Source organism: Methylobacterium sp. CM6246 (genome assembly GCF_054818005.1).
Window position 1 is genome coordinate 4,266,180 of record NZ_JBTXKY010000001.1, and the last position, 26,817, is coordinate 4,292,996.

General features: G+C 70.9%; 20 protein-coding genes and 1 pseudogene. 14 read left to right on the top strand and 7 right to left on the bottom strand.

The window, feature by feature from the left end:
* Positions 1-36 precede the first annotated feature (36 nt).
* Together ACYQPG_RS20720 and glyS are read left to right on the top strand one after the other, a co-directional pair.
* Positions 37-480: a nuclear transport factor 2 family protein gene (locus ACYQPG_RS20720; RefSeq protein WP_147908632.1), complete on the top strand. Its 444-nt coding sequence runs from the start codon at positions 37-39 to the stop codon at positions 478-480.
* Positions 481-619: 139 nt separating this feature from the next.
* The gene (gene glyS / locus ACYQPG_RS20725) at positions 620-2,803 is read left to right on the top strand and encodes a glycine--tRNA ligase subunit beta (RefSeq protein WP_461231650.1); all 2,184 of its coding nucleotides are present in this window, start codon (positions 620-622) and stop codon (positions 2,801-2,803) included.
* Positions 2,804-2,853: 50 nt separating this feature from the next.
* Here glyS and otnC read toward each other — a convergent pair whose 3' ends face one another.
* Both otnC and ACYQPG_RS20735 read right to left on the bottom strand, forming a co-directional pair.
* Positions 2,854-3,531 carry a 3-oxo-tetronate 4-phosphate decarboxylase gene (otnC, locus tag ACYQPG_RS20730; protein WP_147938413.1) on the bottom strand — a complete coding sequence of 226 codons (678 nt, stop codon included), beginning with the start codon at positions 3,529-3,531 and terminating at the stop codon, positions 2,854-2,856.
* Entirely contained in the window at positions 3,528-4,535 is a 1,008-nt protein-coding gene (locus ACYQPG_RS20735) for a LacI family DNA-binding transcriptional regulator (protein ID WP_147938414.1), read from the bottom strand. The genes otnC and ACYQPG_RS20735 overlap by 4 nt, the downstream gene beginning before the upstream one ends.
* Positions 4,536-4,823: 288 nt before the next feature.
* Between ACYQPG_RS20735 and ACYQPG_RS20740 the strand changes: the two genes are divergently transcribed.
* From ACYQPG_RS20740 to denD, 5 genes are all read left to right on the top strand, one after another.
* Complete coding sequence (locus ACYQPG_RS20740) at positions 4,824-6,143, top strand: MFS transporter (RefSeq protein WP_147938415.1); 1,320 nt, start codon at positions 4,824-4,826, stop codon at positions 6,141-6,143.
* Between the two features lie 97 nt (positions 6,144-6,240).
* Positions 6,241-7,155 carry an L-threonate dehydrogenase gene (ltnD, locus tag ACYQPG_RS20745; protein ID WP_461231651.1) on the top strand — a complete coding sequence of 305 codons (915 nt, stop codon included), beginning with the start codon at positions 6,241-6,243 and terminating at the stop codon, positions 7,153-7,155.
* Positions 7,156-7,180: 25 nt separating this feature from the next.
* Positions 7,181-7,963, top strand: a complete 783-nt coding sequence (gene otnI / locus ACYQPG_RS20750; protein ID WP_461231652.1) for a 2-oxo-tetronate isomerase — start codon at positions 7,181-7,183, stop codon at positions 7,961-7,963.
* Positions 7,960-9,246 carry a 3-oxo-tetronate kinase gene (otnK, locus tag ACYQPG_RS20755; RefSeq protein ID WP_461231653.1) on the top strand — a complete coding sequence of 429 codons (1,287 nt, stop codon included), beginning with the start codon at positions 7,960-7,962 and terminating at the stop codon, positions 9,244-9,246. The genes otnI and otnK overlap by 4 nt, the downstream gene beginning before the upstream one ends.
* Positions 9,247-9,353: 107 nt before the next feature.
* On the top strand, positions 9,354-10,331 hold the full coding sequence (denD, locus tag ACYQPG_RS20760; RefSeq protein ID WP_461231654.1) for a D-erythronate dehydrogenase: 978 nt from the start codon (positions 9,354-9,356) through the stop codon (positions 10,329-10,331).
* A gap of 4 nt (positions 10,332-10,335) precedes the next feature.
* Here the strand turns inward: denD and ACYQPG_RS20765 are convergent, their stop codons facing one another.
* Both ACYQPG_RS20765 and ACYQPG_RS20770 read right to left on the bottom strand, forming a co-directional pair.
* A complete protein-coding gene (locus ACYQPG_RS20765) occupies positions 10,336-10,740 on the bottom strand; it encodes a type II toxin-antitoxin system VapC family toxin (RefSeq protein ID WP_461231655.1) in 405 nt (134 codons plus the stop codon).
* Positions 10,740-10,988, bottom strand: coding sequence for a type II toxin-antitoxin system VapB family antitoxin (locus ACYQPG_RS20770; RefSeq protein ID WP_461231656.1), 249 nt, complete (start codon positions 10,986-10,988; stop codon positions 10,740-10,742). The genes ACYQPG_RS20765 and ACYQPG_RS20770 overlap by 1 nt, the downstream gene beginning before the upstream one ends.
* A 74-nt stretch (positions 10,989-11,062) precedes the next feature.
* Between ACYQPG_RS20770 and recQ the strand changes: the two genes are divergently transcribed.
* The 6 genes from recQ to grxD all read left to right on the top strand — a co-directional run bounded on the left by recQ (position 11,063) and on the right by grxD (position 17,797).
* On the top strand, positions 11,063-12,904 hold the full coding sequence (recQ, locus tag ACYQPG_RS20775; RefSeq protein ID WP_461231657.1) for a DNA helicase RecQ: 1,842 nt from the start codon (positions 11,063-11,065) through the stop codon (positions 12,902-12,904).
* A 211-nt stretch (positions 12,905-13,115) separates the two neighbouring features.
* Positions 13,116-14,270, top strand: a complete 1,155-nt coding sequence (locus tag ACYQPG_RS20780; protein ID WP_461232493.1) for a hydrolase — start codon at positions 13,116-13,118, stop codon at positions 14,268-14,270.
* A gap of 138 nt (positions 14,271-14,408) precedes the next feature.
* On the top strand, positions 14,409-16,634 hold the full coding sequence (gene purL, locus ACYQPG_RS20785) for a phosphoribosylformylglycinamidine synthase subunit PurL (protein ID WP_461231658.1): 2,226 nt from the start codon (positions 14,409-14,411) through the stop codon (positions 16,632-16,634).
* A gap of 26 nt (positions 16,635-16,660) precedes the next feature.
* A complete protein-coding gene (locus ACYQPG_RS20790) occupies positions 16,661-16,897 on the top strand; it encodes a BolA family protein (protein WP_007568343.1) in 237 nt (78 codons plus the stop codon).
* A 23-nt stretch (positions 16,898-16,920) separates the two neighbouring features.
* Positions 16,921-17,430, top strand: a complete 510-nt coding sequence (locus ACYQPG_RS20795; RefSeq protein WP_147938424.1) for a DUF29 domain-containing protein — start codon at positions 16,921-16,923, stop codon at positions 17,428-17,430.
* Positions 17,431-17,458: 28 nt separating this feature from the next.
* Positions 17,459-17,797, top strand: a complete 339-nt coding sequence (gene grxD / locus ACYQPG_RS20800) for a Grx4 family monothiol glutaredoxin (RefSeq protein ID WP_147855269.1) — start codon at positions 17,459-17,461, stop codon at positions 17,795-17,797.
* A gap of 156 nt (positions 17,798-17,953) precedes the next feature.
* On the opposite strand, the pseudogene ACYQPG_RS20805 reads toward grxD, so the two are convergent.
* A pseudogene (locus ACYQPG_RS20805) lies at positions 17,954-18,608 on the bottom strand (class I SAM-dependent methyltransferase).
* Positions 18,609-18,707: 99 nt separating this feature from the next.
* On the opposite strand from ACYQPG_RS20805, the gene rlmN reads away from it, so the two are divergent.
* Positions 18,708-19,982, top strand: coding sequence for a dual-specificity RNA methyltransferase RlmN (rlmN, locus tag ACYQPG_RS20810; protein ID WP_419830125.1), 1,275 nt, complete (start codon positions 18,708-18,710; stop codon positions 19,980-19,982).
* Between the two features lie 146 nt (positions 19,983-20,128).
* Here rlmN and ACYQPG_RS20815 read toward each other — a convergent pair whose 3' ends face one another.
* Entirely contained in the window at positions 20,129-21,253 is a 1,125-nt protein-coding gene (locus tag ACYQPG_RS20815; protein WP_461231659.1) for a mechanosensitive ion channel family protein, read from the bottom strand.
* Positions 21,254-21,458: 205 nt separating this feature from the next.
* Positions 21,459-26,744 (bottom strand): alpha-2-macroglobulin family protein, encoded by a 5,286-nt coding sequence (locus tag ACYQPG_RS20820; RefSeq protein ID WP_461231660.1) that lies wholly within the window; start codon positions 26,742-26,744, stop codon positions 21,459-21,461.
* Positions 26,745-26,817: the final 73 nt, after the last annotated feature.

Consider the following 26,817-nt stretch of genomic DNA (forward strand, 5'->3'; position numbering starts at 1 on the left):
GCGTTTCGGCGCGTCCGCAGACGCGGGAATCCCATGATGAAAAAGACCCTCCTCGCCCTCGGCGTCCTCGCGTTCGGTCTCGCCCCGGCGCTCGCGGCCGATCCCGGCCCGGAGGCTGTGGTCAAGAAGCTCTATGCGGAGCCGCGCCCGAATCACTCGGCCGTCTACACCAAGCGCCTGCAGGGCCTGTTCGACGCCGACGCCAAGCAGGCCAACGGCGCCACCGGCAGCCTCGACTTCGATTACCGCCTGAACGGCGAGCCCCTGAAGCCCGATACCGTGAAGGCCCTGACCTTCAAGGAGGCCACGGAGGGCAAGGACCAGGCGAAGGTCACGGTGGAGCGCAAGGGCGGGGACGGCTCGAAATCCATCGTCTTCGACCTCGTGCGCGAGGACGGCGCCTGGCGGGTGTCGGATGCCCACGCGATCGGCGATCGCAAGTGGCAGCTCACCACCATCCTGAAGGGCGAGGCGCAATAAGAGCTTCTCACGAAACTCCCGATCACCGGGAGTTCTTCTCTGGCAGCGACGGCGCAGCGGGAGATTTGTGAGAGGTTCTCAGGACGGCCCCGGCCGTTCGACCCTCGACAGGCCAGCGGCGCGGCGATATGGCCGCGCCATGCCCGACCTCCTGCTCGAACTCCGCTCGGAAGAGATCCCCGCCCGCATGCAGCGGCGCGCGGCGGAGGATCTGAAGAAACTCGTCACCGACGCGCTGGTCGAGCGCGGCTTCCTGTACGAGGGCGCCAAGGCGTTCTCGACGCCGCGCCGCCTCGCCCTGCACATCGCCGGCCTGCCCGCCCGCGGCGAGGCCGTGCGCGAGGAGCGCCGCGGGCCGCGGGTCGGCGCCCCCGAGGCCGCCGTCCAAGGCTTCCTGAAGGGCGCCGGCCTTGCGAGCCTGGACGAGGCCCAACGAATCACCGACCCCAAGAAAGGGGAATTCTACCTCGCGGTGATCGAGCGCCCGGGCCGCGAGACCCTGGACGTGCTGGCCGAGCTCCTGCCCGAGATCATCCGGAGCTTCCCCTGGCCGAAGGCGATGCGCTGGGGCGCAACCTCCGCCCAATCCGGCGCCCTGCGCTGGGTGCGGCCGCTGCAATCGATCGTCGCGACCTTCGGGCCGGAGACCGAGACCCCCGAGGTGGTGCCGTTCGCCGTCAGTGGCATCGCGGCCGGGACCGTCACCTACGGCCATCGCTTCCTGGCGCCCGGACCGATCGAGGTGCGCCGGTTCGACGACTACATCCAGGCCCTGGAGCGCGCGAAGGTCATCCTCGACGCCGACCGGCGCAAGGACGTGATCCTGCACGATGCCCGCGACCTTGCCTTCGCCCGCGGCCTCGACCTCGTGGAGGACGAGGGCCTGCTGGAGGAGGTGTCCGGCCTGGTGGAATGGCCCGTGGTGCTGATGGGCTCCTTCGACGACGCCTTCCTCGACATCCCGGCCGAAGCGATCCGGGCGACCATCCGGGCGAACCAGAAGTGCTTCGTCCTGCGCAAATCCGGCTCGGAGGATCTGGCCCCCGCGTTCATCCTGGTCTCGAATCTGGTGGCCTCGGATGGCGGGCTGGCGATCACCGCCGGCAACGAGCGCGTGGTGCGGGCGCGCCTGTCGGACGCAAAATTCTTCTGGGAGACCGACAAGGCGATCCGCCTGGACGACCGGCTGCCCAAGCTCGACAGCATCGTCTTCCACGAAAAGCTCGGGACGCAGGGTGAGCGGATCGCCCGTATCGCCGCTCTGGCGAAGGAGCTGGCGCCCCTGGTCGGGGCCGCCCCGGCGCTCGCCGAGCGCGCTGCCCGCCTCGCCAAGGCCGACCTCGTCACCGAGATGGTCGGCGAGTTCCCGGAGCTTCAGGGCCTGATGGGCGGCAAATACGCGGCGCTCCAGGGCGAGCACGGAAGCGTCTGCGCGGCTATCGAGGAGCATTACAAGCCGGTCGGCCCCTCCGACCGGGTGCCGAGCGATCCGGTCTCGATCGCCGTGGCGCTGGCCGACAAGCTCGACACGCTGGTGGGCTTTTGGGCGATCGACGAGAAGCCGACGGGGAGCAAGGACCCATATGCGCTGCGAAGAGCGGCGTTGGGTGTGATTCGGTATGTCCTCAATGGGCTCCGCCTGAATCTCGTTAACATTTTCGACGCGCATTCTGATCTGGTTGGCAAGTCTATAAACGCGACAGCAAGTGCCAAAGCGTCTCCTGGAGGCAATGCGTTCGGGCATGGTCGTGGTCTAATCGATTGGGGCGGACGAACTGCAGATATCAGCAGCATTGATCTTCTCGCCTTCTTCGCCGACCGCCTCAAGGTCTACCTGCGCGACCAGGGCGCCCGGCACGACCTGATCGACGCGGTCTTCGCGCTGCCCGGGCAGGACGACCTGCTGATGGTGGTGCGCCGGGTCGAGGCCCTGCAGGCCTTCCTGGAGACCGAGGACGGCAAGAACCTGCTGGCCGGGGTCAAGCGCGCCTCGAACATCCTGCGGATCGAGGAGAAAAAGGACGGCCGCGCCTATGATGCCGCGCCCGATTCCGCGCTGGCCGCGTCCGGTGAGCCGGCCGAGCGGGCGCTCGCCGAGGCCCTGACGGGCGCCGCCGCGACGGCATCGCACGCCATCGCGAACGAGGACTTCGCCGGCGCGATGCGGGCGCTCTCGACCCTGCGCGCGCCGGTCGACGCCTTCTTCCAGGATGTCACCGTCAACGCGCCCGATCCGGGCTTGCGCGAGAACCGCCTGCTGCTGCTCAACGCGCTACGCGCCGCGACCCGCGCGGTGGCGGATTTCTCGAAGATCGAGGGATAGCACCCCTTCTCCCCGCAGGCGGGGCGACGGGACGCGCGGCCCCCGTCCCGTCACCCATGATCGTGCCCGGCATGGTCGTCCACCTCCGGCAGGGTCAGCCCGAAATGGGTGACGAGATCCGCCACCTGTCCCGGGCTCAACTGCCGCGGGTTGAGGTTGCGAAGTAACAGATAAAGCTTGGCGGTCTCCTCCAGCTCCTCGGTGGCGAACACCGCGCCCTCCAGGCTGTCGCCGGCCACCACCGGACCGTGATTTGCGAGCAGCACCGAGCTGTACCGGCCGGCGAGCCCCCGGATCGCGTCCGCCACCGCGGGGTCGCCGGGGCGATAATACGGTACCAGCGCTGTGCCCCCGGTGCGCATCAGGTAATAGGGCGTCAGCGGCGGCAGCACCTGGCGCGGGTCGATCTCGGGCAGCATCGAGACCGCCACCGCGTGGGTGGAGTGCAGGTGCACGATCGCCTTGGCCTCGCCCCGGCTCTCGTAGAGCGCAGTGTGCAGCGGGATTTCCTTGGTCGGCTTGTCGCCCGAGATCAGCCGGCCATCCTGGTCGAGCCGCGAGATCCGGGCGGGGTCGAGGAAGCCCAGCGACGCGTTGGTCGGCGTCACCAGCCAGCCGCCGTCGGGCAGGCGCAGCGAGATGTTGCCGGAGGAGCCCGGCGTCAGGCCGCGCTCGAACAGCGAGCGGCCGTAGCGGCAGATTTGTTCACGCAACGCCGTCTCGCTCATGCGGTCGCTCCCTCGATCAGCTCGAATCCGAGATCGATTCTTTTGGGACTTTCACCCATCAGGCAGATGGCCGCCTGCCGGCCGATCTCCAGGCGCGGGGTGCGCACCGTCGACAAGGGCTGGGGCATCGCCGCCGTGAAGTCGAGCCCGTTGAAGCCGAACAGGGCGATCCGCCCCGGCACCGCCAGCCCTGCCGACAGGCAAGCGAAGTAGCCCCCGAGCGCCATGTCGTCGTTGGAGAAGTAGACCGCGTCGAGGTCCGGACGGCGCGCCAGCAGCGTCTCCAGCCCGGCCCGCCCTGAGGCCGGCGAGGACGGCCCCGGCCGGATTTCTCGGGCCTGGAGCGCCAAGCCCGCTTCGCCCAGGGCAGCCTCGAACCCGGCCAGTCGCTTGCCCGCCCTCAGGTCGACCGCAAGGTCGTGGCCGAGATAGGCGATGCGGCGATACCCGCGGAGCGCGAGATGCCGGGCGCTCGCCGCCCCCACCGCCCGGTTGGAGAAGCCGACCACGGCGTCGATCCCGGGCCCGTCCGTGTCGATCATCTCGACCACGCGCACGCCCCCGGCCTTCGCCAGGGCTACGGTCCCGGGATTGTGCTCCAGCCCGGTCAGCAACAGCGCGGCCGGGCGCCAGGACAGCAGCGCGGCGGCCAGCGCCTCCTCCCGGTCGGGATCGTAGTCGCTCACCCCGATCACGCACTGGATGCCCTCGGCCTCCAGCGCCCCGGTCAGCCCGCGCAGCAGGTCGGGGAACACCACGTTGGCGAGCGACGGCACGATCACCCCGGCGAGCTGTGCGCTCGCGCCGGGACCGGCGAGGCTGCCGGCGAGGCGGTTGGGCACGTAGCCGAGCCGGGCCACGGCCTCGGCCACCCGCTCCCCGGCCCGCTTCGAATAGGAGCCGTGGTTGCGCAGGACCCGCGAGACCGTGCTCTCGCCGACCCCCGCCGCCCGGGCGACGTCGGTGAGCGTCACGAGCCGCCCCGGCGGCTGGAATGCATCCATCTCCCGGCTTCTCCCGGCCATTTTCGCGTCTCCGCCTCGCCTCCCACCCAGGGCCCTCATCCTGAGGCCTCCGCTGCGCTTCGGCACCTCTGGATGGGGGGTGGATTGGATGCAGGGCTCCCGTTTGGCGGCGCCTTATGCCCCGCCATAGCGGCCTGCATTATTTCGCACAAGCCGGATTGGCAGCGCTGCCAAAAACCGTTACAGCCCCCGTCAGCGCCGCCGGAACGAGCGGTGAAAACTATTATCCGTCCGCCTCCCGCGGGGTGCGGACCAGGGAGTACGCCGATGTCGGTTCAAGCCGCCCCGCTGCGGGGCGCGGCCCTCGCGGACGAGAAGACTTTTACCGACCGCACCTACGCGAAGGTGTTCTGGCGCCTCGTGCCGTTCCTGATGCTCTGCTACGTGGTGGCGTATCTGGACCGGGTGAATGTCGGCTTCGCCAAGCTCCAGATGTCCCAGGAGCTCAAGTTCTCCGAGACGGTCTACGGCCTCGGCGCCGGCATTTTCTTTCTGGGCTACTTCCTGTTCGAGGTGCCATCGAACGTGATCCTGCACCGGGTCGGTGCCCGGGTCTGGATCGCCCGGATCATGATCACCTGGGGGTTGATCTCCGGCGCGTTCGTGTTCGTGAACTCGGAATGGACCTTCTACGGGATGCGCTTCCTGCTCGGGTTGGCCGAGGCCGGGTTCTACCCGGGCGTGATCCTGTACACGACGCAGTGGTTCCCGGCCCATCGCCGCGCCAGGGTGATCGCGGTGTTCATGGCGGCGATCCCGATCTCGGGTATCTTCGGCAACCCGCTCTCCGGCTGGATCATGGACGCGTTCAACGGCGCCCACGGCCTGTCCGGCTGGCAATGGATGTTCCTGATCGAGGCCGTGCCGGCCGTGCTGATCGGCGTCGCCGTGTTCCTCTACCTCGACAACCGTCCGTCCGAGGCCAAGTGGTTGACCGACACCGAGAAGCAGGTGCTGGCGCGGGACATCGCCGCCGACAATCACGGCAAGGAATCCAGCCCGCACTCGATCGCGACCGTGTTCCGCAACGGCCGCGTCTGGTTCATGAGCTTGATCTACTTCGCCTTCGTCACCGGCCAGTACGGCCTGACCTTCTGGCTGCCGACCATCGTCAAGGCGTCCGGGGTGCAGGGCAACCTCAATATCGGCCTGATCAGCGCGATCCCGTTCCTGTGCGCGGCCGTCGTGATGGTCCTGCTGGGCTTGAGCGCCGACCGGATGCGCGAGCGCCGCTGGCATCTCATCGTCCCGGCGCTGGTCGGGGCCGTCGGCTTCGTGGTCTCGGCGAGCGCGGGCTCGACCACGGTCGCGGTGGCGGCCCTTTCGGTGGCGGCGGCCGGCGTGCTGACCTGCTCGCCCCTGTTCTGGTCCCTGCCCACCGCCTTCCTGAGCGGCGCCGGCGCGGCTGCCGGTATCGCGCTGATCAACTCGGTGGGGAACCTCGCCGGCTTCGTCAGCCCCTACGTGATCGGGGCGCTGCGCGACGCCACCGGCAGCACCGCGGCCGGCATGTACGCGCTGGCGGTGATGCTGGTGGTCGGCTCGGCCTGCGTGTTCGTCACCCCGGCCAGGATGGTCAACCGCTGAGGGTCTTTCCCCCCCCTCTCCACACGGGGGAGGAGAGCGCGCTTCGCCCTGCGCTGCCGCCTCACCTGTCCCGTCATCAAGAGCAGGACCCAACCCGATGGCCAACACCACGCAGACAGGCCGCGCCGCGGTGATCGGCCTCGGCTCCATGGGCTCCGGCATGGCAGGCTCGCTCCTGCGCGCCGGCTTCTCCGTGTCCGCCTGCGACGTGAACCCGGAGGCCGTCGCCCGATTCCGGGATGCGGGTGGCACTGCCGCGGCCGATCCGGCCGAGGCGGCACGGGGCGCCGACGTGGTGGTGAGCGTGGTCGTCAACGCCGCCCAGACCGAGGCGGTGCTGTTCGGCGAGGCCGGCGCCGCCGCGGCGATGCCCGAAGGCGCCGTGTTCGTGTCCTCGGCGACCATGGATCCGGCCGTCGCCCGGGCACTGGCGGCGCGGCTGGAGGCCACCGGCCGCCATTATCTCGACGCCCCGATGAGCGGCGGCGCCGCCCGCGCGGCGGATGGCGGCCTGACCTTCCTGGCCTCGGGCTCGGCGGCGGCCTTCGCCAAGGCCCGCCCCGCCCTCAATGCCATGGCGGGCACGCTCTACGAACTCGGCGACGCGGCCGGCCAGGGTGCGGCCTTCAAGATGATCAACCAGCTGCTCGCCGGCGTGCACATCGCCGCCGCCTGCGAGGCGATGGCCTTCGCGGCCAAGCAGGGCCTCGATCTGGCCCGCGTCTACGAGGTGATCACCAAGTCGGCCGGCAATTCCTGGATGTTCGAGAACCGGGTGCCCCACATCCTCGATGCCGACTACGCGCCGAAGAGCGCGGTCGACATCTTCGTCAAGGACCTCGGCATCGTGCAGGACATGGCCCGGGCCGAAAAATATCCGGTTCCGGTGGCCGCGGCGGCGCTCCAGATGTTCCTGATGGCGTCCGGATCCGGCATGGGCCGGGACGACGACGCATCCGTGGCGCGGCTCTACGCGCAGGTCTCGGGCGCCAAGCTTCCCGGTCGGCAGTGACCGGATCGCGCAGGGAGTCCGAACAATGCCGCGCTTTGCCGCCAATCTCAGCCTGATGTTCAACGAGGTGCCGTTCCTCGATCGCTTCGAGGCGGCGGCCCATGCCGGGTTCGACGCCGTCGAGTTCCTGTTTCCCTACGAACACCCGCCCGCGGCCATCGCCGAGCGGCTTCGGGCGAACGGCCTGACCCAGGCGCTGTTCAACCTGCCGCCGGGCGATTTCGCCAAGGGCGAGCGCGGCGTGGCGGCGTTTCCCGAGCGCTTCGATGAACTGAGGGCCGGCGTCGACACGGCGCTCCGCTACGCCGAGGCGACCGGCGTCGCCCAGCTGCACCTGATGGCGGGCTTGGCCGACCCGAACGATCCGCGCGCCGCGGAGGCCTATCGCCGGGCGGTGGCCTGGACGGCGGAGCGCCTGGGCGCGGCCGGCCTCGACCTCGTGCTCGAGCCGATCAACGGCCGCAACATGCCGGGCTACTTCCTGAACGATTTCGGCCGGGCCGCGGACCTGATCCGCGCGCTGGCTCTGCCGAACCTCAAGCTGCAGTTCGACCTCTACCATTGCCAGATCCTGCACGGGGACGTGACCATGCGGCTGCGCGCGCTGATGCCGATCGTCGGCCATGTCCAGACCGCGAGCGTGCCCGAGCGTCACGAACCCGGCACCGGCGAGATGAACGACGCGTTCCTGTTCGACGAGCTGGACCGGCTCGGCTACGCCGGCTTCGTCGGCTGCGAGTACATCCCGGCCGGCGACACCGTGGCCGGCCTCGGCTGGCTCGCCGCCTACAAAGGGAGTGCCCGATGAGCCTTGCACTGGGATGCGTCGCCGACGACTACACGGGCGCCTCGGACCTCGCCAACACCCTGACCAAGGCGGGCCTGCGCACGATCCAGACCATCGGCGTGCCGACGGACGACCGTGCCCTGCCGGAGGCCGACGCGGTGGTGGTGGCGCTCAAGAGCCGCTCGATCCCGGCCGGCGAGGCCGTGGCGCGCTCCCGCGAGGCGGACGGCTGGCTGCGCGCCCGGGGCGCCGCCCACGTCATGTTCAAGGTCTGCTCGACCTTCGATTCGACGGAGGCCGGCAACATCGGTCCGGTCATGGATGCCCTGCGGACGGATGCCGGGGAGCCGATCGCCCTGGTCACCCCGGCTTTCCCGGAGACGGGGCGGAGCGTCTACCAGGGCAACCTGTTCGTCGGCTCCGTGCCCCTGAACGAGAGCCCGCTGAAGGATCATCCGCTCAACCCCATGCGCGATGCCAACCTTGTGCGCGTGCTGGCGCGACAAAGCGCGGGCCCGGTTGGCCTCGTCGACACCGCCACGGTGGCCCGCGGCGCCGAGGCCGTGGCGGCCCGGCTCGACGCCCTGGCGTCGGAGGGCAAGCAGGCGGCCATCGCGGACGCAATCTTCGACAAAGACCTCGAAACGCTCGGCCGGGCGATCCTCGCTAAACGGTTCTCGGTGGGCGCCTCGGGGCTCGGGTTGGGGCTCGCCCGCGCCCTCGTGGCCGACAGGCGCGGCAACCCGGACGCGGCCGGCGGCGCTCTCGGCGAACCGGTGGGCGGGGCCGCGGCGTGCCTCGCCGGCAGCTGCTCCCAGGCGACCCTCCAGCAGATCGCCGCCGCGGAGGCTTTGATGCCGGTGCTGCGCCTCGACACGGCGGCCCTGCTCGGCGGCGCCGATGCGGTGGCGCGCGTGGTCGGCGAGGCCCTTGCCTTCGCTGAAGAACGCCTGGCCGCCGGCCCGGTGCTGATCGCCTCCTCGGCGACCCCCGAGGCGGTGCGTGCCCTCCAGGCCGAGCACGGGATCGACGCGACCGGTCACGCCATCGAGGCGGCGCTGGCCGCCATCGCCGAGGGGCTGGTCGCCCGCGGCGTGCGCCGGCTCGTGGTGGCGGGGGGCGAGACTTCGGGCGCCGTGGTCGACCGGCTCGGTCTCCGGGCGTTCCTGGTCGGACCCGAGATCGCCGCGGGCGTGCCGATCCTGCGTACCGCCGGCCGGCCGGAGCCGATGCTGCTCGCCCTGAAATCCGGCAATTTCGGCGGGCCCGACTTGTTCGGGCGCGCCCTGGACATGATGGCCTGACGCGGCAAACCACCAAGCATCATCCCGAGAGCGGTGGCGCCGGCTTTCGAACAACGATGATGCGTCACTAAAAATCTAGGGCTTTGCCCTGGAGCAGGAGGTTACCCATGCACGCCCTGATTCTCGGTGCCGCCGGCATGATCGGCCGCCGCCTTGTCGATGCCTTGGTCGCGGACGGCACGGTAGGCGGCGCGCCGCTCACCGCCCTTACCCTGCTCGACGTGGTGCCGCCCACGGCGCCCGCGGGCTTCTCCGGGCCGGTGAAGGCCGAGGCCGCGGACCTCACCGCCCCGGGCGCCGCCGAATCCGCCATCGCCGAGCGTCCGGAGGTGATCTTCCACCTCGCCGCGGTGGTCTCGGGCGAGGCCGAGGCGAACCTGGAGCTCGGCTACCGGGTCAACCTGGACGGGACGCGGCTGCTGCTCGACGCGATCCGCCGGGCCAACGCCGCCGACGGCTACCGGCCGAAGCTGGTCTTCACCTCGTCGCTCGCGGTGTTCGGGCCGCCCTTCCCGAAGGTGATCCCGGACGATTACATCCTGCGTCCGGCCTCCTCGTACGGGGTCCAGAAGGCCATGGGCGAGCTGATGCTCGCCGACTACGCCCGGCGCGGCTTCCTGGACGGGATCGGGTTGCGGCTGCCGACCATCTGCGTGCGCCCGGGCAAGCCCAACAAGGCGGCCTCGGGCTTCTTCTCCGGGATCATCCGCGAGCCGCTGGCCGGCCAGGAGGCGGTGCTGCCGGTCCCCGAGACGGTGCGGCACTGGTTCGCCAGCCCCGCCGCCGCGGTCGGCTTCCTGGTCCATGCGGCGGGGCTCGACCGCGCGGCGATCGGCTCGCGGATCAGCCTGACCATGCCGGGCGTCTCCGCGACCGTGGCCGAGGAGATCGAGGCCCTGCGGCGGGTGGCCGGCGACAAGGCCGTGGCGCTGATCCGGCGCGAGCCGGACGCGACCATCGCCCGGATCGTCTCCTCCTGGCCTGAGGCGTTCGAGCCGGAGGCGGCCCTGGCGCTCGGCTTCCGGGCGGACGCCTCCTTCGACGCGATCGTGGCGCAGCACGTGGCGGAGTTCCACGCCGGCTGAGGCCTCATCGGGCCAGGGCGGAGCGGATATCCTGCTGCCGAAAGTCGTCGCCGACGAACAGCGGCGGCACGCCGTGGACCTGCGCGCAGGCATCGGCGAAGCCGTCGCCGAGGTTCGGCCGGGCGGGGTGGCGGCCCTTGCCGAAGCGGGCATGGGCGGTCAGGGCCTCGCGGCTTTCTGGCGCGCCGATCGGGACGATTTGGATACCGCTCGCAATAAGAAAGCGCAGGATCTGCGATACCGAGGCTGCCAGATCCTGGGCGAGCTTCCGCGTGAGGGCTGTGGCCGTCTCGAACACCGCCAAAGCTGATGTGATCGGCATCTCGGACCCGTCGTGGCAGCGAACCAGGTCGCCGGCCCCCGGCTCGTCCGACAGGATCGCGACCATTGCGGACGCATCGACGAACATCACTCGTCGTTCAGGCTGTCGTAGAACTCCTTGTCGGCGTCCAGGCCCGTGCGCGGGATCGCTGCAAGCTCGTCGAGCAACGGCTTCAGCCGCTCGGCGAGCGGCACCCGCGGCTCCTGGCGCGCCAACTCGTTCGTCCGCGCGATCCGCACCGCTTCGGTCTTGCTCGCGCCGGCGCGCGAGGCCAGTGTCTCGGCGAGTCGGTTCACCGCTTCGCTGCGGATGTTGAGCGGCATGACCGTCCCCATGTAGAGATCCGAAAGGCTGGTGTGTCGCCACGGGTGCCGCAAGCCGCGCACAAGTCCCGAAACCAAGGATCCCGATGACCCGCCTCGACGAGGCTCGCGCCGCGCTGAAGAAGACCTTCGGGTACGAGGATTTCCGGCCCGGGCAGGACGAGGTGATCGGCGCGGTGCTGGACGGCGACGACGTGTTCGCCGTGATGCCCACGGGCTCGGGCAAGTCGATGACCTACCAGCTTCCGGCGCTGATCGATGCCGGGTTGACCGTCGTCGTCTCGCCCCTGATCGCCCTGATGCACGACCAGGTGCAGCAGATGCGCAGCGTCGGCGTCGAGGCCGCCACCCTCAATTCGTCCGTATCGGAGGTCGAGTCGCGCGAGACCTGGCGCAGCCTCCGCTCCGGGGAGCTGCGCCTGCTGTTCGTCTCCCCCGAGCGGCTGCTAATGGAGGGCTGCATCGAGGCCCTGCGCGGGGTCGGGGTCCGTCGGCTCGCGGTGGACGAGGCCCATTGCGTCTCGCAATGGGGGCACGATTTCCGCCCGGAATATCGGGAGATCGCCCGGGCCCGGCAGGCGCTGGGCAACATCCAGACCCTGGCGCTGACCGCCACCGCCGATGCCGCCACCCGGGCCGAGATCGCCGAGCGGCTGTTCCCGCAGGGGCGCGGCCCGAAAATCTTCGTCCACTCCTTCGACCGGCCGAACATCCGGCTGACGTTCCAGCCCAAGGACAACCCGGCCCGCCAGATCGAGCGCTTCCTCAAGCACCGCAGGGCGGAGAGCGGGATCATCTACTGCTCCTCGCGCAAGCGTGTCGAGCAGCTCGCCGAGACCCTCAAGAAGGACGGGTTCGACGCCCTGCCCTACCATGCCGGGCTCGACCAGGGCACGCGGATGCGCAACCAGGACCGGTTCCTCCAGGAGGACGGGGTGGTGATGACCGCCACGATCGCCTTCGGCATGGGCATCAACAAGCCTGACGTGCGCTTCGTCTGCCACGCCGACATGCCCAACAACGTCGAGGGCTACTACCAGGAGATCGGCCGCGCCGGCCGCGACGGGCTGCCGGCCGACACGCTGACCCTCTACGGCCTCGACGACATGGCGTTGCGCCGCCGCCAGATCGACGAAAAGGAGATCTCCGACGAGCGCCGCCGGGTCGAGCGGCGCAAGCTCGAGGCGATGATCGGGCTGTGCGAGGGCGCCTCCTGCCGGCGCCAGTCGCTGCTCGGCTATTTCGGCGAGGCCAGCGAGCCCTGCGGCCGCTGCGACCTTTGCCGCGGCGGCGTCACCCTGGTGGACGGGACCGTAGCGGCACAGAAGATCCTGTCGGCGATCGTGCGCACCGGCCAGCGCTTCGGCGCGGCCTATATCTGCGACGTGGTCCACGGCAAGGAAAGCGAGCAGGTCCGCCGCAACGGCCATACCGGCCTCAAGACCTTCGGAGTCGGGGCGGACAAGCCGGTGGCCGCCTGGCGCGCGATCCTGCGCCAGCTCTTCGCCGCCGGGGCGATCGCCGAGAATGCCGATGGCTACGGCGGCCTGTCCATGACCGAGAAGGGCGAGGCGATCCTGTTCGGCCGCGAGCCGGTCAAGCTGCGCCCCGATCCGGAGCCGAAATCCGAATCCCGCGACCGCCGCCGCGCCGCGCCGCGCGAGGAGGGCGAGATCGCGCTCTCCGAGGCCGACGAGGCGCTGTTCCAGCACCTGCGCGGCCTGCGCGCCACCCTGGCGCGGGCCGAGGGCATCGCCGCCTTCATGGTGTTCCCGGATCGGACCCTGATCGAGATGGCCCGGCAGAAGCCCGTCGACCTGTGGGCGCTGCGGGCGGTCCACGGCGTCGGCGAGCGCAAGCGCGAGGCCTACGGCGAGCGGTTCGTGGCGGCGATCGGCGAGTTCCTGGCCCAGCCGCCGGCGGCGTGAGCCTGCCGCCTCGGCGACCGGTCCGGCGCGGGCCCAACGCAGTTTCACTCTCGGCGCGCCCGGCCGCTTCATGTAGGCAAGCCGCCAACTCGAATCGATCGGACCCATCATTTCGACGCTTACGCCCGCCGCCGACGCACCGGCCCAGCACCCCTCCGGGAAGCCGGACGGCGCCGCATCGCGGACGCTGACCTCCCGCATCGTGTTCTACATGCCGGGCTTCGACCCGCGCGATCCGGAGACCTATTGGGGCCTGTTCCGTCGCGAGGCGCGGTTCACCGCCGCGCGCCGGGGGGCCGCGATCACGGTCGGCGATCCGGTCCGCTCGGCGGACGGGCTCGAACTTGCCTGGACGGCGGAATCGCGCGGCGTTTCCACCCGCTACGTCCTGCTGCGCTGGGAGGACATCGTCCGCGCCCGGTTCCCGCAATCCGACTGGACGCGGCTCCGGGGCGTGCCGGCGCTGCTCTGGCGCCTGTGGCGGTCGGGCTACATGGCGAACCTGCGCCGGGAGAGCTGGCGCTTCTCGACGGTGATCTTCTACGTCCACTACATCTACATCGCGCTGGCGCTCCTCAGCCTCGCCGCGGCCGCCGGGCTCGCCGGCCTGGCCCCGGCGCCGGTCCAGCCCTGGAGCCTGCTGGCGGTGCCGCCGCTCGCCTACGCGATCCTGGCCGGGCTGATCCGGGCGACCCGCGGCAAGCCGCTCTACGTGCCCCACCTCGTCGACGACACGGCCTTTACGCATGCCTACGCGGCGGGCGAGGCACCCGAGATGGGACCCCGGCTCGACGCCTTCGCGGCCCGCATCCACGCCGCCGAGGGCGAGGCCGACGAGGTGGTGGTGGTCGGCCATTCCTCGTCGAGCTTCCTCGGCATCGAGGCACTGGACCGGGTGCTCGCCCGCGATCCCGGATTCGGCGGGCGCGGCACGCCGGTCTCGTTCGTGAGCATCGGCAGCGTCATCCCCTGGCTCGGCCTCGATCCGGCCGCCCAGGGCTTCCGCGACAGCCTCCTGCGGTTCGGGCGGGCCGCGCAGATCCGCTGGCTCGACGTGCGCGCCACCTGGGACTGGCTGTCGATCCACAAGAACAACCCGATCGCCGCCTGCGGCCTGACCCCGCCCGATTCCGGACGGCCCGCCGTCCTCTGGGTGGCGATCCACGAGCTGATCACCAGCGCCGATGTCGGCCGGCGGCAGTGGAACCTGTTCCAGATGCACTTCCAGCTGCTCATGGCGAGCCAGCGCGACAGCGGCTTCGACTATCTCGACGTGGTCACCGGGCCGGAGCCGGTGCACGCGCTCGTGTCCCGCTGCCAGGAGGATGGACCGCCCCCGGAGCGCGTCGGCGAAGCCGGGATCTGACCCCCGCCCCGCGCCCACGGATGTTGCCAGCGCGGGCGCTTCCGCTTTAGAGCCGGGTCAGCTTGAGATCTCAGCCCGGTTCGGGTTCGCCGCGGTACGCGTCCTCCGGGACGGGCCGCTCTCTGCCGAGACCTTCGCATGTTCCGCAACGACGTTCCGATCACCCCCGAGCTCGTGGCCCAGCACGGCCTCACGCCGGAGGAGTACGAGCGCTTCCGCGGCCTGATCGGGCGCGACCCGACGCTGACCGAACTCGGCATCGTCTCGGCGATGTGGAACGAGCACTGCTCGTACAAATCGTCGCGCAAGCACCTGCGGGGCCTGCCGACCTCGGGTCCGCACGTAATCCAGGGTCCGGGCGAGAATGCCGGCGTCATCGACATCGGCGACGGGCTCGCCTGCGTCTTCAAGATGGAGAGCCACAACCACCCGAGCTACATCGAGCCCTACCAGGGCGCGGCGACCGGCGTCGGCGGCATCCTGCGGGACGTGTTCACCATGGGCGCGCGGCCGATCGCGGCGCTCAACGCCCTGCGGTTCGGCTCCCCCGATCATCCGCGCACCCGCGCCCTCGTCTCCGGCGTGGTGGCGGGCGTGGGCGGGTACGGCAATTCCTTCGGGGTGCCGACGGTGGGCGGGCTCACCGGCTTCCACCGGCGCTACGACGGCAACATCCTGGTCAACGCCATGGCGGTGGGGCTCGCCCGCACCGACGCGATCTTCTACGCCGCCGCCACCGGGGTCGGGAACCCGATCGTCTATCTCGGCTCCAAGACCGGCCGCGACGGCATCCACGGCGCCACCATGGCGTCCGCGGAGTTCGACGAGGCCACGGAATCGAAGCGTCCGACCGTGCAGGTCGGCGACCCCTTCGCCGAGAAGCTGCTGCTCGAGGCCTGCCTCGAGCTGATGGCCTCGGGCGCGGTCATCGCCATCCAGGACATGGGCGCGGCGGGGCTGACCTGCTCGGCGGTCGAGATGGGCGCCAAGGGCGATCTCGGCGTCGAGCTCGACATCGAGAAGGTGCCGGCCCGCGAGGCCGGCATGACCCCCTACGAGATGATGCTCTCCGAGAGCCAGGAGCGCATGCTCATGGTGCTCAAGCCCGGCATGGAGGCCGAGGCGGAAGGCATCTTCGTGAAGTGGGGCCTCGACTTCGCGGTGATCGGCCGGACCACCGACACGCTGCGCTTCGTGGTCAAGTGGCACGGCGAGACCGTGGCCGACCTGCCGATCAAGGAACTGGGCGACGAGGCGCCGCTCTACGACCGGCCGCACTTGGCCAACACCCATCAGCCGGTGATCGCCGCATCCGCGGTGCCGGCGCCGGCCTCGCTCACCGAGGCGCTCAAGCGCCTGGTCGGCTCGCCCGACCTCGCCTCGAAGCGCTGGGTCTACGAGCAATACGACCACTTCATCCTCGGAAACACCGTGCAGAAGCCCGGCGGCGACGCCGCGATCGTGCGGGTCGAGGACGGCCCGAAGGGCCTCGCGCTGACCTGCGACGTCACCCCGCGCTACTGCGAGGCCGACCCGGTCGAGGGCGGCCGGCAGGCCGTGGCCGAGGCGTGGCGCAACATCACCGCGGTGGGGGCCAAGCCGCTCGCCATCACCGACAACCTGAACTTCGGCAATCCCGAGAAGCCCGAGGTGATGGGCCAGCTGGTCGGCTGCCTCCAGGGCATCGGCGAGGCCTGCCGGGCCCTCGACTTCCCGGTCGTGTCCGGCAACGTCTCCCTCTACAACGAGACCAACGGCGTCGGCATCCTGCCGACCCCGACCATCGGCGGCGTCGGCGTGCTCGACGACGTGGAGCGGCACGCCACCATCGCGCTCAAGCGCGAGGGCGACGTGCTGGTCCTGGTCGGCGCCGGCGAGGGCTGGCTCGGCCAGTCGTCCTATCTCGCGGTGATCGAGGGCCGGGAAGAAGGCGCGCCGCCCCCGGTCGACCTCTCGCTCGAGCGCCGCAACGGCGACTTCGTGCGCGGGCTGATCGTGTCCGGCACGGTCGACACCGTCCACGACCTGTCCGACGGCGGACTCGCGGTGGCGCTCGCCGAGATGGCGATGGCCGGCGGCATCGGCGCAGCGCTGCCGGAGGTGCCGGTGGACCTGGCCCCCCACGCCTACCTGTTCGGCGAGGACCAGGCCCGCTACCTGCTGGCGGTCGATCCGGAGGTGGCGACCGACCTCCTCTACAGCGCCTCGGCCCAGGGCATCGACGCGGCCGTCGTCGGGGTGACCGGCTCCGACCGTTTGACCCTGCCGGGTGGCGAGACCATATCGCTGTCCGAGCTGATCGCGGCCCATGAAGGCTGGCTGCCCACCTACATGGCGAGCCAGCCGGCCGCGCCTGCCGCCTGACCCCTCAACGCCCTGGGAGTTTTTCGATGCCGATGGATGCGGGCGAGATCGAGCGCATGATCCGCGAGGCCCTGCCCGACGCGCAGGTCGAGATCCGCGACCTCGCGGGCGATGGCGACCATTACGCGGCCACCGTCCTGTCTGCGGCCTTCAAGGGCAAGACCCGGGTGGCCCAGCACCAGATGGTCTACGGCGCCCTCCAGGGCCGGATGGGCGGCGTGCTGCACGCCCTTGCGCTGACCACGGGCGTCCCGCAGGATTGACGCCTCACGCGGGATTCGCGGCCATGGACAACGGACCGAGCCTCTACGACGACGACATCGTGACCTGGGCTGAGGAGCAGGTCACGGCCTTGCGCGCCCTCGCCATGCGCGGCGACCTGTCGAATGTCGTCGATTGGGCGAACGTGATCGAGGAGATCGAGAGCGTGGGGCGGGCCGATCTTGAGCGGGTCGAGAGTGCTATCCTCCAGCTGTTGATCCACGTCCTCAAATATGCGTCGGCGCCTGGTGCCCAATCTACGAAATCCTGGCGCAAGGAGGTCCTTGTTTTTCAGGCATCCGCGCGTCGGAATTATCGGCGGTCGATGCGGCAGCGCATCGACTGGGACGCGCTTTGGTCGTCAGCCAGAAAGATTGCTGATTCCTCGCTCGGGATGTTCGGCGACGCACTGCTCGGCGGGTTGCCGGACCGCATGCCGTTCACGCCCGAGGCGATAACGGCGCCCGGCTTCGACATGGACGAAGCGCTGGAGCGTCTCGCCACGGTGTTGAATTCCGACCCTGGTCACCCCTAAATCACGCTATCGCACGAGGACTGACCTAATGACCGACGCCAACGCAACCATCCAGAACGAGATCGCCTCCCAGGACGTGGTGGTGTTCATGAAGGGTACCCCGCAGATGCCGCAATGCGGCTTCTCGGGCCAGGTGGTGCAGATCCTCAATTACCTCGAAGTGCCGTTCAAGGGCGTGAACGTGCTGGCCGACCAGGGCATCCGCGAGGGCATCAAGGCCTTCTCGAACTGGCCGACCATCCCGCAGATCTACGTGAAGGGCGAGTTCGTCGGCGGCTGCGACATCACCCGCGAGATGTTCCAGTCGGGCGAGCTGCAGACCTTCCTGGCCGAGAAGGGCATCCCGGTGAAGTCCGCCGCCGCCTGATTCTGTCGGGACTTTGCACATTGAATGAGGGCGCCTGCGGGCGCCCTTTTTCAGGCCCGTCATTGCGAGTCCGGCGAAGCAACCCGGGACGGCGCGAGGTCGGTGGACGTTGCGCCGCTGGATTGGTTCGCTGCGCCCGCAAAGACCGTGTCCGGATCAGCGCGGCCCCCGCGTGACGAACAGGGCAACGCAGCCGACGACCGTGATCTCCACGAACCGGAAGCGCTGATCGAGGGCTGCGCAGGGCTGGCAGGGTGTCGTCGACGTTCGAGAACACGCCCTTGCGGTTGTAGATCCGCATGAGGGTCCGCGCCGCAGCCGTGACCGGGACGCCGCCCGAGAGGGTCGTGGCGCCGAACACCACACCGTCGTCGCGCAGGCACGGGCGCACCGTGTCGAAGGCTTTCGCTTTCTTGGCGATGTCCCCCGGCAGGCAATGCAGCAGGTAGGTCAGGCCGATCGAGTCGAACGGCGCGAGGCCGCCGGCCGGGGCGCCGAGCACGTCGACGCGATAGATCTCGGGCCGATAACGCGCGATCCGGTGGGCCGCGAAGGCGAGGCTGTCGGCTTTGAGATCCATCAACCCGACCCGAGGCGTCGGAGACGGGAAACGGCAACGGTCGAGGTACCAGCCGGTCCCGACGCCGACATCGAGATGGGCGGTGCCCACGTGCCGGTGGTAGAGGGCGAGGATCCGCGCGGTCGGGCAGCGCCAGACCAGCGGGTTCGACAGGCGCAGCACGACGAGGTCGTACAGCCGTAACGTCCGGTTGTTGTAGATCGCCTGCCCGGCTCGGGTATCGCTCGCCATGGCTCTCCGTCAGGCCCCCTGTGGGCGGCGCGCATTCGCATTCGCCGGCGCAATCGCCTATATCAAACCCTTTCCAATCGAATGGATCGTTTGAACGCTATGGCGACGCCGTCGCTCGACAGCGCCCGCGCGGCCGATGCCGCGATCGAGAAGGCGCCCGATTTCCAACCCATGCCGCTCCCCGGCCGGCGCCCCTCGCTGGTCGGGCTGACCCGCGACGCGCTCAAGGCGCAGCTCGTGGCGATGGGTGTGCCCGAGCGCGAGAGCCGGATGCGGGCCGGCCAGCTCTGGCACTGGGTCAACTTCCGGGGCGCCCACGACTTTGCCGAGATGACCAATGTCGGCAAGGCCCTGAAAGCCGAGTTGGCGCAGCATTTCACCCTGGAGCGTCCCGAGGTCGCCAGCCGCCAGGTCTCCCGCGACGGCACCCGCAAGTGGCTTCTGCGCATGGCTCCGACCAACCCGCAGGAGCACAACCGCGGCGCCGAGATCGAGTGCGTCTACATTCCGGGTCCGGACCGGGGCACGCTCTGCGTCTCCTCGCAGGTCGGCTGCACCCTCACCTGCTCGTTCTGCCACACCGGCACGCAGCGCCTCGTGCGCAACCTCTCGGCCGCCGAGATCGTGCAGCAGCTGGTGACCGCCCGGGACGAGCTCGGCGACTGGCCCGGCCAGATGCCGAGCCGCGACGCCTCCGGGGGCGGCGACGCGGGACGCCTGGTGACCAACATCGTGTTCATGGGCATGGGCGAGCCCCTGTACAACCTCGACGCGGTGATCGACGCCGTGGGGGTGATGTCCGACCAGGAGGGGCTCGCCCTGTCGCGGCGGCGCATCACGGTCTCCACCTCCGGGGTCGTGCCGCAGATCCCTCGGCTGGGCGAGGCGGCCAATTCCATGCTGGCGATCTCGCTCCACGCGGTGCGCGACGATCTCCGCAACGAGCTGGTGCCGCTCAACCGCAAATACCCGATCGCCCAGCTGCTCGAAGCCTGCCGGACCTATCCGGGCGTGAGCAACGCGCGCCGTATCACCTTCGAGTACGTGATGCTGAAGGGCGTGAACGATTCGGACGCGGATGCGCGCGAGCTGGTCCGCCTGCTCAAGGGCATCCCGGCCAAGATCAACCTGATCCCGTTCAATCCCTGGCCCGGCAGCCGCTACGAGTGCTCGGACTGGGACCGGATCGAGCGCTTCTCCGAGATCGTGTTCAACGCCGGCTACGCCTCGCCGGTGCGCACCCCCCGGGGCCGGGACATCCTGGCCGCCTGCGGCCAGCTCAAGAGCGAGACCGAGAAGCTGCGCGCCCGGGCCCGGCTGATGCAGGAAGAGGGCATCGGCGTGGAGAGTTTTTACGCCGGCGCCGACGACTGACCCGGTCAGGGTTGCGAAAGGTCCGAGACCTTTCCTGGGTGCAGGGCGAAGCCTTGCTACTGCCGGGCTTCGCCCGCTGTCGGGCTTCCCCGTGACGTTCCGCCAAAGGGCATGGCCCTTTGGGATCCTCTTTTGGACCCTGGCGATTACGCGGCGATCCGGTGCCCGTCGGCCCGGCGCAAGGGGGGCTCCTCGGCGCCGACCCATTCGGTCCGGTGCCGCGGCAGGGCCTCGGGGTGCTCCGCCTGGAGCCAGGTGATCATCGCCTCCCGGATTACGCACCGCAGGTCCCAGGCCTGGGGCGCATTGCGGGCGCTCACCAGTATCCGGATCTCGATAGAGGTTTCCCGGGCGTCCGAGACCTGGAGGTTGACCACCTTGCCGTCCCACAGGGGTGTGGCGGCGGCGATCTCCGACAGCTTCTCGCGCATCCGGGCCACCGGGGCGCGATGGTCGACATACAGGAACACGCTGCCGATCAGCGAGGCGCCGTCCCGGGTCCAGTTCTGGAACGGCTTCTGGATGAAGTAGGTCAGCGGCAGCACCAGGCGCCGCCAGTCCCACAGGCGCACCACCACGTAGGTCGCGGTGATCTCCTCGACCCAGCCCCACTCGTTCTCGACGATGATCGCGTCCTCGATCCGGATCGGCTGGGTGATGGCGATCTGGATGCCGGCAACGAGGTTCGACAGGACCGGCTGCATGGCCAGCCCCAGGATCAGGCCGGCGGCCCCCGCCGAGGCCAGCAGGCTCACCCCGTACTGGCGCACCGGCTCGAAGGTCATGAGCGCCACCGAGACGGTGATCAGGCCGACCAGGGTGACGGCGGCGCGCTCCAGGATGCGCATCTGGGTGAAGTGCTTGCGCGCCAGCAGGTTGTCCTCGGCGTCGAGCTTGAACCGGCGCAGGTAGATCACCGTGGCGATGTGGAGCGCGGTGGCGCAGCACCAGCCGGTGAGCGTCACGAAGGCGACGAGCAGGAGCTGGTTGAGGGCGATCCGCACCTCCCAGGACAGGCGCACCGTGGTCGAGGCGAGGCTGATCGCCACGACGATCAGGCCCAGGCGGCTCGGTCCGCGGGTGCGTGAGACCAGGGAGCGCCAGAACAGGCTCTTGCTCGCCACCGCCCGCTTCATCGCCCGGTACGCGACCCCGTGCAGCGGAATCACCACGGCACAGCAGGTGACGATCAGGATCAGGCTCTCGGCCCACCACGGCAGATAGGCCAGCACGGAGGCGGCGCGGCCGGTCAGGGCATCAAGGTCCGGCATCGGGCATGACCTCCACGGGTTCCGAACGGGACCTGGAGGAATGGGCGGCACCGGTCGGGGTTCCGCAATGCACCATGCCGGCGCTGCAACGCAGCGGCATGGTCAGAACGCGGCGGGGCGGTTGCGTTTCGGCGCCCGGCCGGGCAGCCGCGCGCGCTTGTCGGCGACTCGCCCCGATAGGCGGACCGATCCCGGGACCATACACCTAGCGCGCCGCGCCGATCTCCACGCTGCCGGTGGCCGTCCGGCCGAACCGCGCCGGCCGGTACATGTCCTCCACCGAAGCGCCCGGGTGCACGTAGGTCCCGGGCGAGACCGCCCGGACCGTGTAGGCCACGGTGAAGAACGCCGACTGGCTCGGATCGCGGTCGTAGGCGGCCACGAAGCGGTCGTCGCGGAACTCGGTGTGGACCGGCTGCACCTCCGATTTGGCGAAGGCGAGGCCCTGGAGGGCGTCGGCGTCGAGCAGCTTCAGGTTGTCGATCTCCAGCCCCGCCGGCAGCGGATCGACCAGCAGGATCCGCCCGGCCTGAGCCTTGTCCTCGGTCACCTTGAGCACCACCACGAGCCGGTCGTTCTGGCGCAGGCCGTGGGCCGGATCGACCACGCTGCCGTCGAGCCGGTGGATGCTGCGCTCGATCCTGTAGCCCTGGGCGGCGGCGGGCTCGGGCACCAGCGGACTGCCGTTCACGCCCAGCACCACCTGCACCGGCGCCCGGCCAGTGTTGACCAGCGCGATGCTGCGCCCATCCAGGGAAGGCCCCCGGTAGATCCGGGCGAGCGGCCCGGCCTGCACCGCGCCGTCGAGGCTGAACGACAGAGCGTCGGCCTCCTTGGACAGGCCCTCGGCCGCGAGCACCAGCCAGGCATTCTCCTGTGTGCTGGTGGTCCGCGTGTCCTGTGATTCCTCGCCGATCACCGCGGCCACCGGGGCCAGCGCGACCTGGGTCAGCCCACTCTCGGCCGCCAGCGCGATCAGACCGGCTCCATCGCGCAGGCGGGAGCCGTAATCGGCCCGGTACACGCCCGTATCCCGCTGGGATCGCAGCGTGGCCAGCGCCGCGTCCATCGCCTTGGCGGCGCGACCCCGGTCGCCCAGGAGCGCCAGGGAGGCGGCGAGCTGCGCCCGGCCGAGCCCGGTCGCGAAGGCGTCGAGCTTGGTGTCGACGAGGTAGCGCAGGTCGCCCATCACCGGCCGGCCGTTGCGGGCCAGCACGTAGGCGGCGTAGGCGAGGTCGGCGCCCCCGTCGCGCACCTCCGTGGCGTTGGCGACGGTGTTGCGCAGGCGGTCCAACGCCTGGGTGAAGGCCGGCTGCGGTACCGCGAAGCCGCGCTCCCGGGCGCGGGTGAGGAAGTCGGTGACGTAGGCATCGAGCCAGACGTCGCCCGATCCCTGCGCCGACCATAGGCCGAAATCGCCGCTCGCATCCTGGCGGGCGAGCAGCCGCTCGATCGATTCGCGCACGCGATCGTCGACGTTCGCGTCGAGGGCCAGCTTGTCGGGCCCGGCCAGCCGGTTGACGTAGAGCAGCGGCATCGCCCGGCTGACGATCTGCTCGGAACAGCCGTAAGGATAGCGGTCGAGGGCCTGGAGCAGCGCCGGAACGTCGAGGCCCGGCAGCGCCGAGGCCGAGAGCGAGACGCTGCCGGTTCCGGGTAGCAGGTCGGCCAGCAGGTCGGCGCTCACCGTCAGGCCGGCCCCGGGCGCCAGGCTGCGCACCGACCGGCGCAGCAGCGCCCCGGTCCCCGGCAGCACGCCGAGCGCGAAGCTCTGGCCGAGAGGGCCGTCGAGGCCGGGCCCCGACAGGGCGAGGTCGAGCCGTGCCGTGCCCGGCCCCGCGGCGGTGATCGGGACCGCGACCTGGCCCCTGCCCCCGGCCTCCAGCCGGATCGTCTGGCGCAGGGCCCCGGCGCCGATCAGGATCGGGCCGGACGGGGCGATGTCGACCGTGTAGTCGCCCGCCGCGCCTTCGACGTTGTCGAGCGCCATGAACAGGCGCGAGCGGTCGCCGGTGTCGAGGAAGCGCGGCAGCGTGGCGGCGAGCACCACGGGGTCGCGGATGATCACGTCCGCCTGCGCCTGTCCGACCCGGTCGCCGCTCCAGGCGGTGACCATCACGCGGCCGGTGCCGTTGAACGCCGGCAGCGGAAAGGTGACGCTGGCCGCCCCGTCCGGCCCCACGGTCACGACGCCCGAGAACAGGGCGAGCGGCGCCTGGGTCGGTGGCGCGTCGGCGAGCTCGCCGCCCCCCGCGTCGCCCCCGGATCGGATCGCCCCGGCCGAACCCTGCATGCCGTCGATCAGGTAGCCGTAGAGGTCGCGGAACTCCGGACCCAGGGCCTTCTGGCCGAGGAAGTACCGGGTCGGGTTCGGCGCCTCGTAGCGGGTCAGGTTGAGGATGCCGACATCGACCAGAGCCACGGTGATCCGTGCCGGCTCGCCGGACTTCAGCCCGATGAGCTGCACCGGGATCGTCAGGTCCCGGCGCGGACGGGTGCGCTCCGGCGCCTTCACGGCGACGCCGAGGCTGCGCCGCTCGCGGTCCACCGAGAACCAAGCGAGCCCGAGCGCCCGCCCCGGCAGCCGCTTGGCCGCCTGGTCGAGGGGCCGGTAGGCGGTGGCGACCAGGTAGGCGCCCGCGCCCCACTCGGCCTTGACCGGAAGGCTGACGGTGGTGCCGCCCGCCGGGACGCTGACCTCGACGGTCTCGTGCACCCGGTCGCCCACCACCATGAGGCTGGCCTGCCCCTTGAACGTCGGGCTGATCTTGGCCCGCAGCGTGTCGCCCGCCGCATAGGCGGCCTTGTCGAGGGTGAGGTCGAGCAGGTCCGGCGCCTCGGCGGTCTCCGAGCCGCCCCAGCCGACCGTGAAGCCGAGGCTCGCGGTGGCGTCCGGGGCGCCCGCGGCCGAGACCTCGAGCCGGTAGCGCCCGAGGCCGACCGGCGCCTCGATCAGGCCCGACCCGCCGGCTCCGAGGTCGAGGCCGCCCTCGGCGACGCGGCGGCTTGTCTTGACCGGCTCGAACGACCAGCGGCCGCCGGCGCGGTACCATTGGTAGCTCTGGTCGATCTGCGAGAGCGTCCAGGTCACGCCCGGCCGGGCCAGCAGCGTACCGTCCGGGGCCGCGAAGACCACCGTGAAGGTCGCGCGTCCGCCGTCCTTCAGGTCCGAGAAACCCTTCCGGATCGCCAGCACCGGGGCGGCCGGAAGGATCGGCAGGGTGAGGCTGCGCGACAGCGCCCGCCCGCCGGGCTCGCCGACCGCGAGGGTGATCTTCGCCTCCAGGGGCCGCGGCGCCGCGAGGTCCGGGATCGGCACCAGGATCGTGGCCAGGCCCCGCGCGTCCGTGGTCGCCCCGCCGGAGATCTCCTGGGTGACCGGCTCCACCGCCTCGTCGTCGAGGCCGACGGCGTAGCCCTCCAGGCCCTTGATGCCGGAGCCGGAGGCGGCCTGCTGCACGACGACGCTGCCCGAGACGTCGAGCCCGGCGCCCGGGGCGCCGTAGAGGTAGCGTGCCGCGACGGCGACCTGCGCGGCCTCGCCCCGGCGCAGGCCGGCCTGCGCCGGCTTGAGGGTCACCTCCAGACGCTCGGGGACGTAATCCTCCAGGAGGAAGCTGGTCTCGCCCAGGGCCGGCGCCTTCGGGTCGCTGTAGGCGGCGATCCGCCAGGTGCCCCGCATGGCGCCCGACAGCAGCGGCAGCGGTAGCGCCCGGCCGCCGAGCCCCTGGTCCGGCACCGAAACCCGGCGATACTCGACCCCGTCCGGGCGCTTCACCACCACGGTCAGCGGCAGGTTCGGCACCGCCGCGCCCCGTGGGTCGCGCAGCAGGGCGGTGATCTGCACGGTCTCGCCCGAGCGGTAGACCCCCCGCTCGGTGAACAGGTAGGCGTCGAGGCCGCCGCTCTCGGGCCGGCCCTTCACGCCCCGGTCGGTCAGGTCGAAGGCGCCGAGGTTGAGGTCGAGGAAGCCGTAATCGTCCCCGGCCTGGGCGACCACGAGGCTCGGCGCGGTGCCACCCTCCCCGCGGGCGAGGCCCGGACCGAACACGGCCCGGCCCTGGGCGTCGGTCCTGGCGGTGCCCAGCACCTCGTTGTTGCGGGCGACCAGCCGGATCTCGGCCCCCGGCAGGACCTGCGCGGAGGCGAGCGAGCGCAGGACCACGTTGACCCCGTCCCGCCCCTTGGTGGCGGTGAGGCCGAGATCCGAGACCACGAACCACTGGGTCGCCTGCGTCTCGTATCCGTCCTCGTCCCCGGCGACCGTGCCGGAGGGCCGGGCCACCATCACGTAGATCCCGGGTTCCAGCTTGCCCACGGCCTGCAGGACCGGGAAGGCGGTCACCGCCTCCTGGTTCAGCTCGGCCTTGGCGGTGTCGAGCGTGCCCTTCCAGACGCGCTGGCCCTTCTCGGCCGCCAGCGTCGCGGCATTCGTGCCGCTGAGCTGGCCCAGGAAATCCTCGGAGCGCAGGGTTGGCAGCAGGCCGCGGTCGCCGATGCGCAGGACCTCGACGTCGAGCTTGGCGGCATTCACCGAGACCAGGGGCACGCCCGCCTGCCCGGTGCGGGGCAGGACGTAGTTGCGCCCGGTGAACCGGACCTGCGGGGCGCGGTCGCGGACGTAGATCTCGTAATCGGCGGACTTGAGCAGGCTCTCGCCCACCGCGGACGGCAGCCCCTGGCGCAGGACCACTGCGTAGCGGCCGCCGTGCTTCAGCCCGTCGACGCAGACCTGCGCGTTCTCGGCGGTCACGGCGGCGCTGCTGCTGCCCGAGACCGCTACGTAGGGGGCGTAGTCGGTCTTGGGGACCACCGGCTCCGAGAGGGTGAAGCACAAGCGCGGCGCGGCCGCATCCGAATCGACCTTGTAGTCGAGGATGCGGAAGCCGTGCTCGGCCCGCAGGGCCTCGTAGGTCCGGTGCGTCGCGGGCAGGTCGTCGAGGGCCAGGCTGGCCGCGTAGGCGTTCAGGGCCGGCCGCCAGTTGGATTGCCCGGCCTCCAGGGCGCCGAGCTGCGCCAGGGAGGCCGCCGCGTCGGCGGGCGAGCCGGCGCGCTCGTAGGCCCGGTAGGCCGCTGCGGCGGCCCGGTCCCGCAGGCGGGCCCGGCCCTGGTAATCGTTCTCCTCCAGGGCATCGGCCGCTGCCGCGGCGGCGCGGGAGAACGCCTGCCAGCTCCGGATGTCGGCCGGGTCGGCCGCGACCGCGGCGGTGAGCGGGACCAGCGCCTCGTCCGGCTTGCCGGCGGCGAGCAGCGCCAGTCCCGCGGCCCGGGACTGGCCGGCCGGCCTGAGCGGTCCGCCGGCCTCGGCCTTCAGCGCCGCCTCGAGCCGCACGGCGGCGCTGGCGAGATCGGTCCGGACGAAGGTCCTTTCGAAGGCTGCAGCCTGACGGGGCGCGGTGCGCGAGGCCGGCGCCGTCTGGGCGAGGGCCGGCCCGCAGGCGAGACCTGCCAGAAGCGCCAGAGCACCCGCCAGCCGGATCCGCCACGCCATACGCCTGCCCTCGTCGGCCCCGGATCCAGGACGATTCGTCCCGGGATCGGCCGGCCGGGAGCCTAGCACCGAT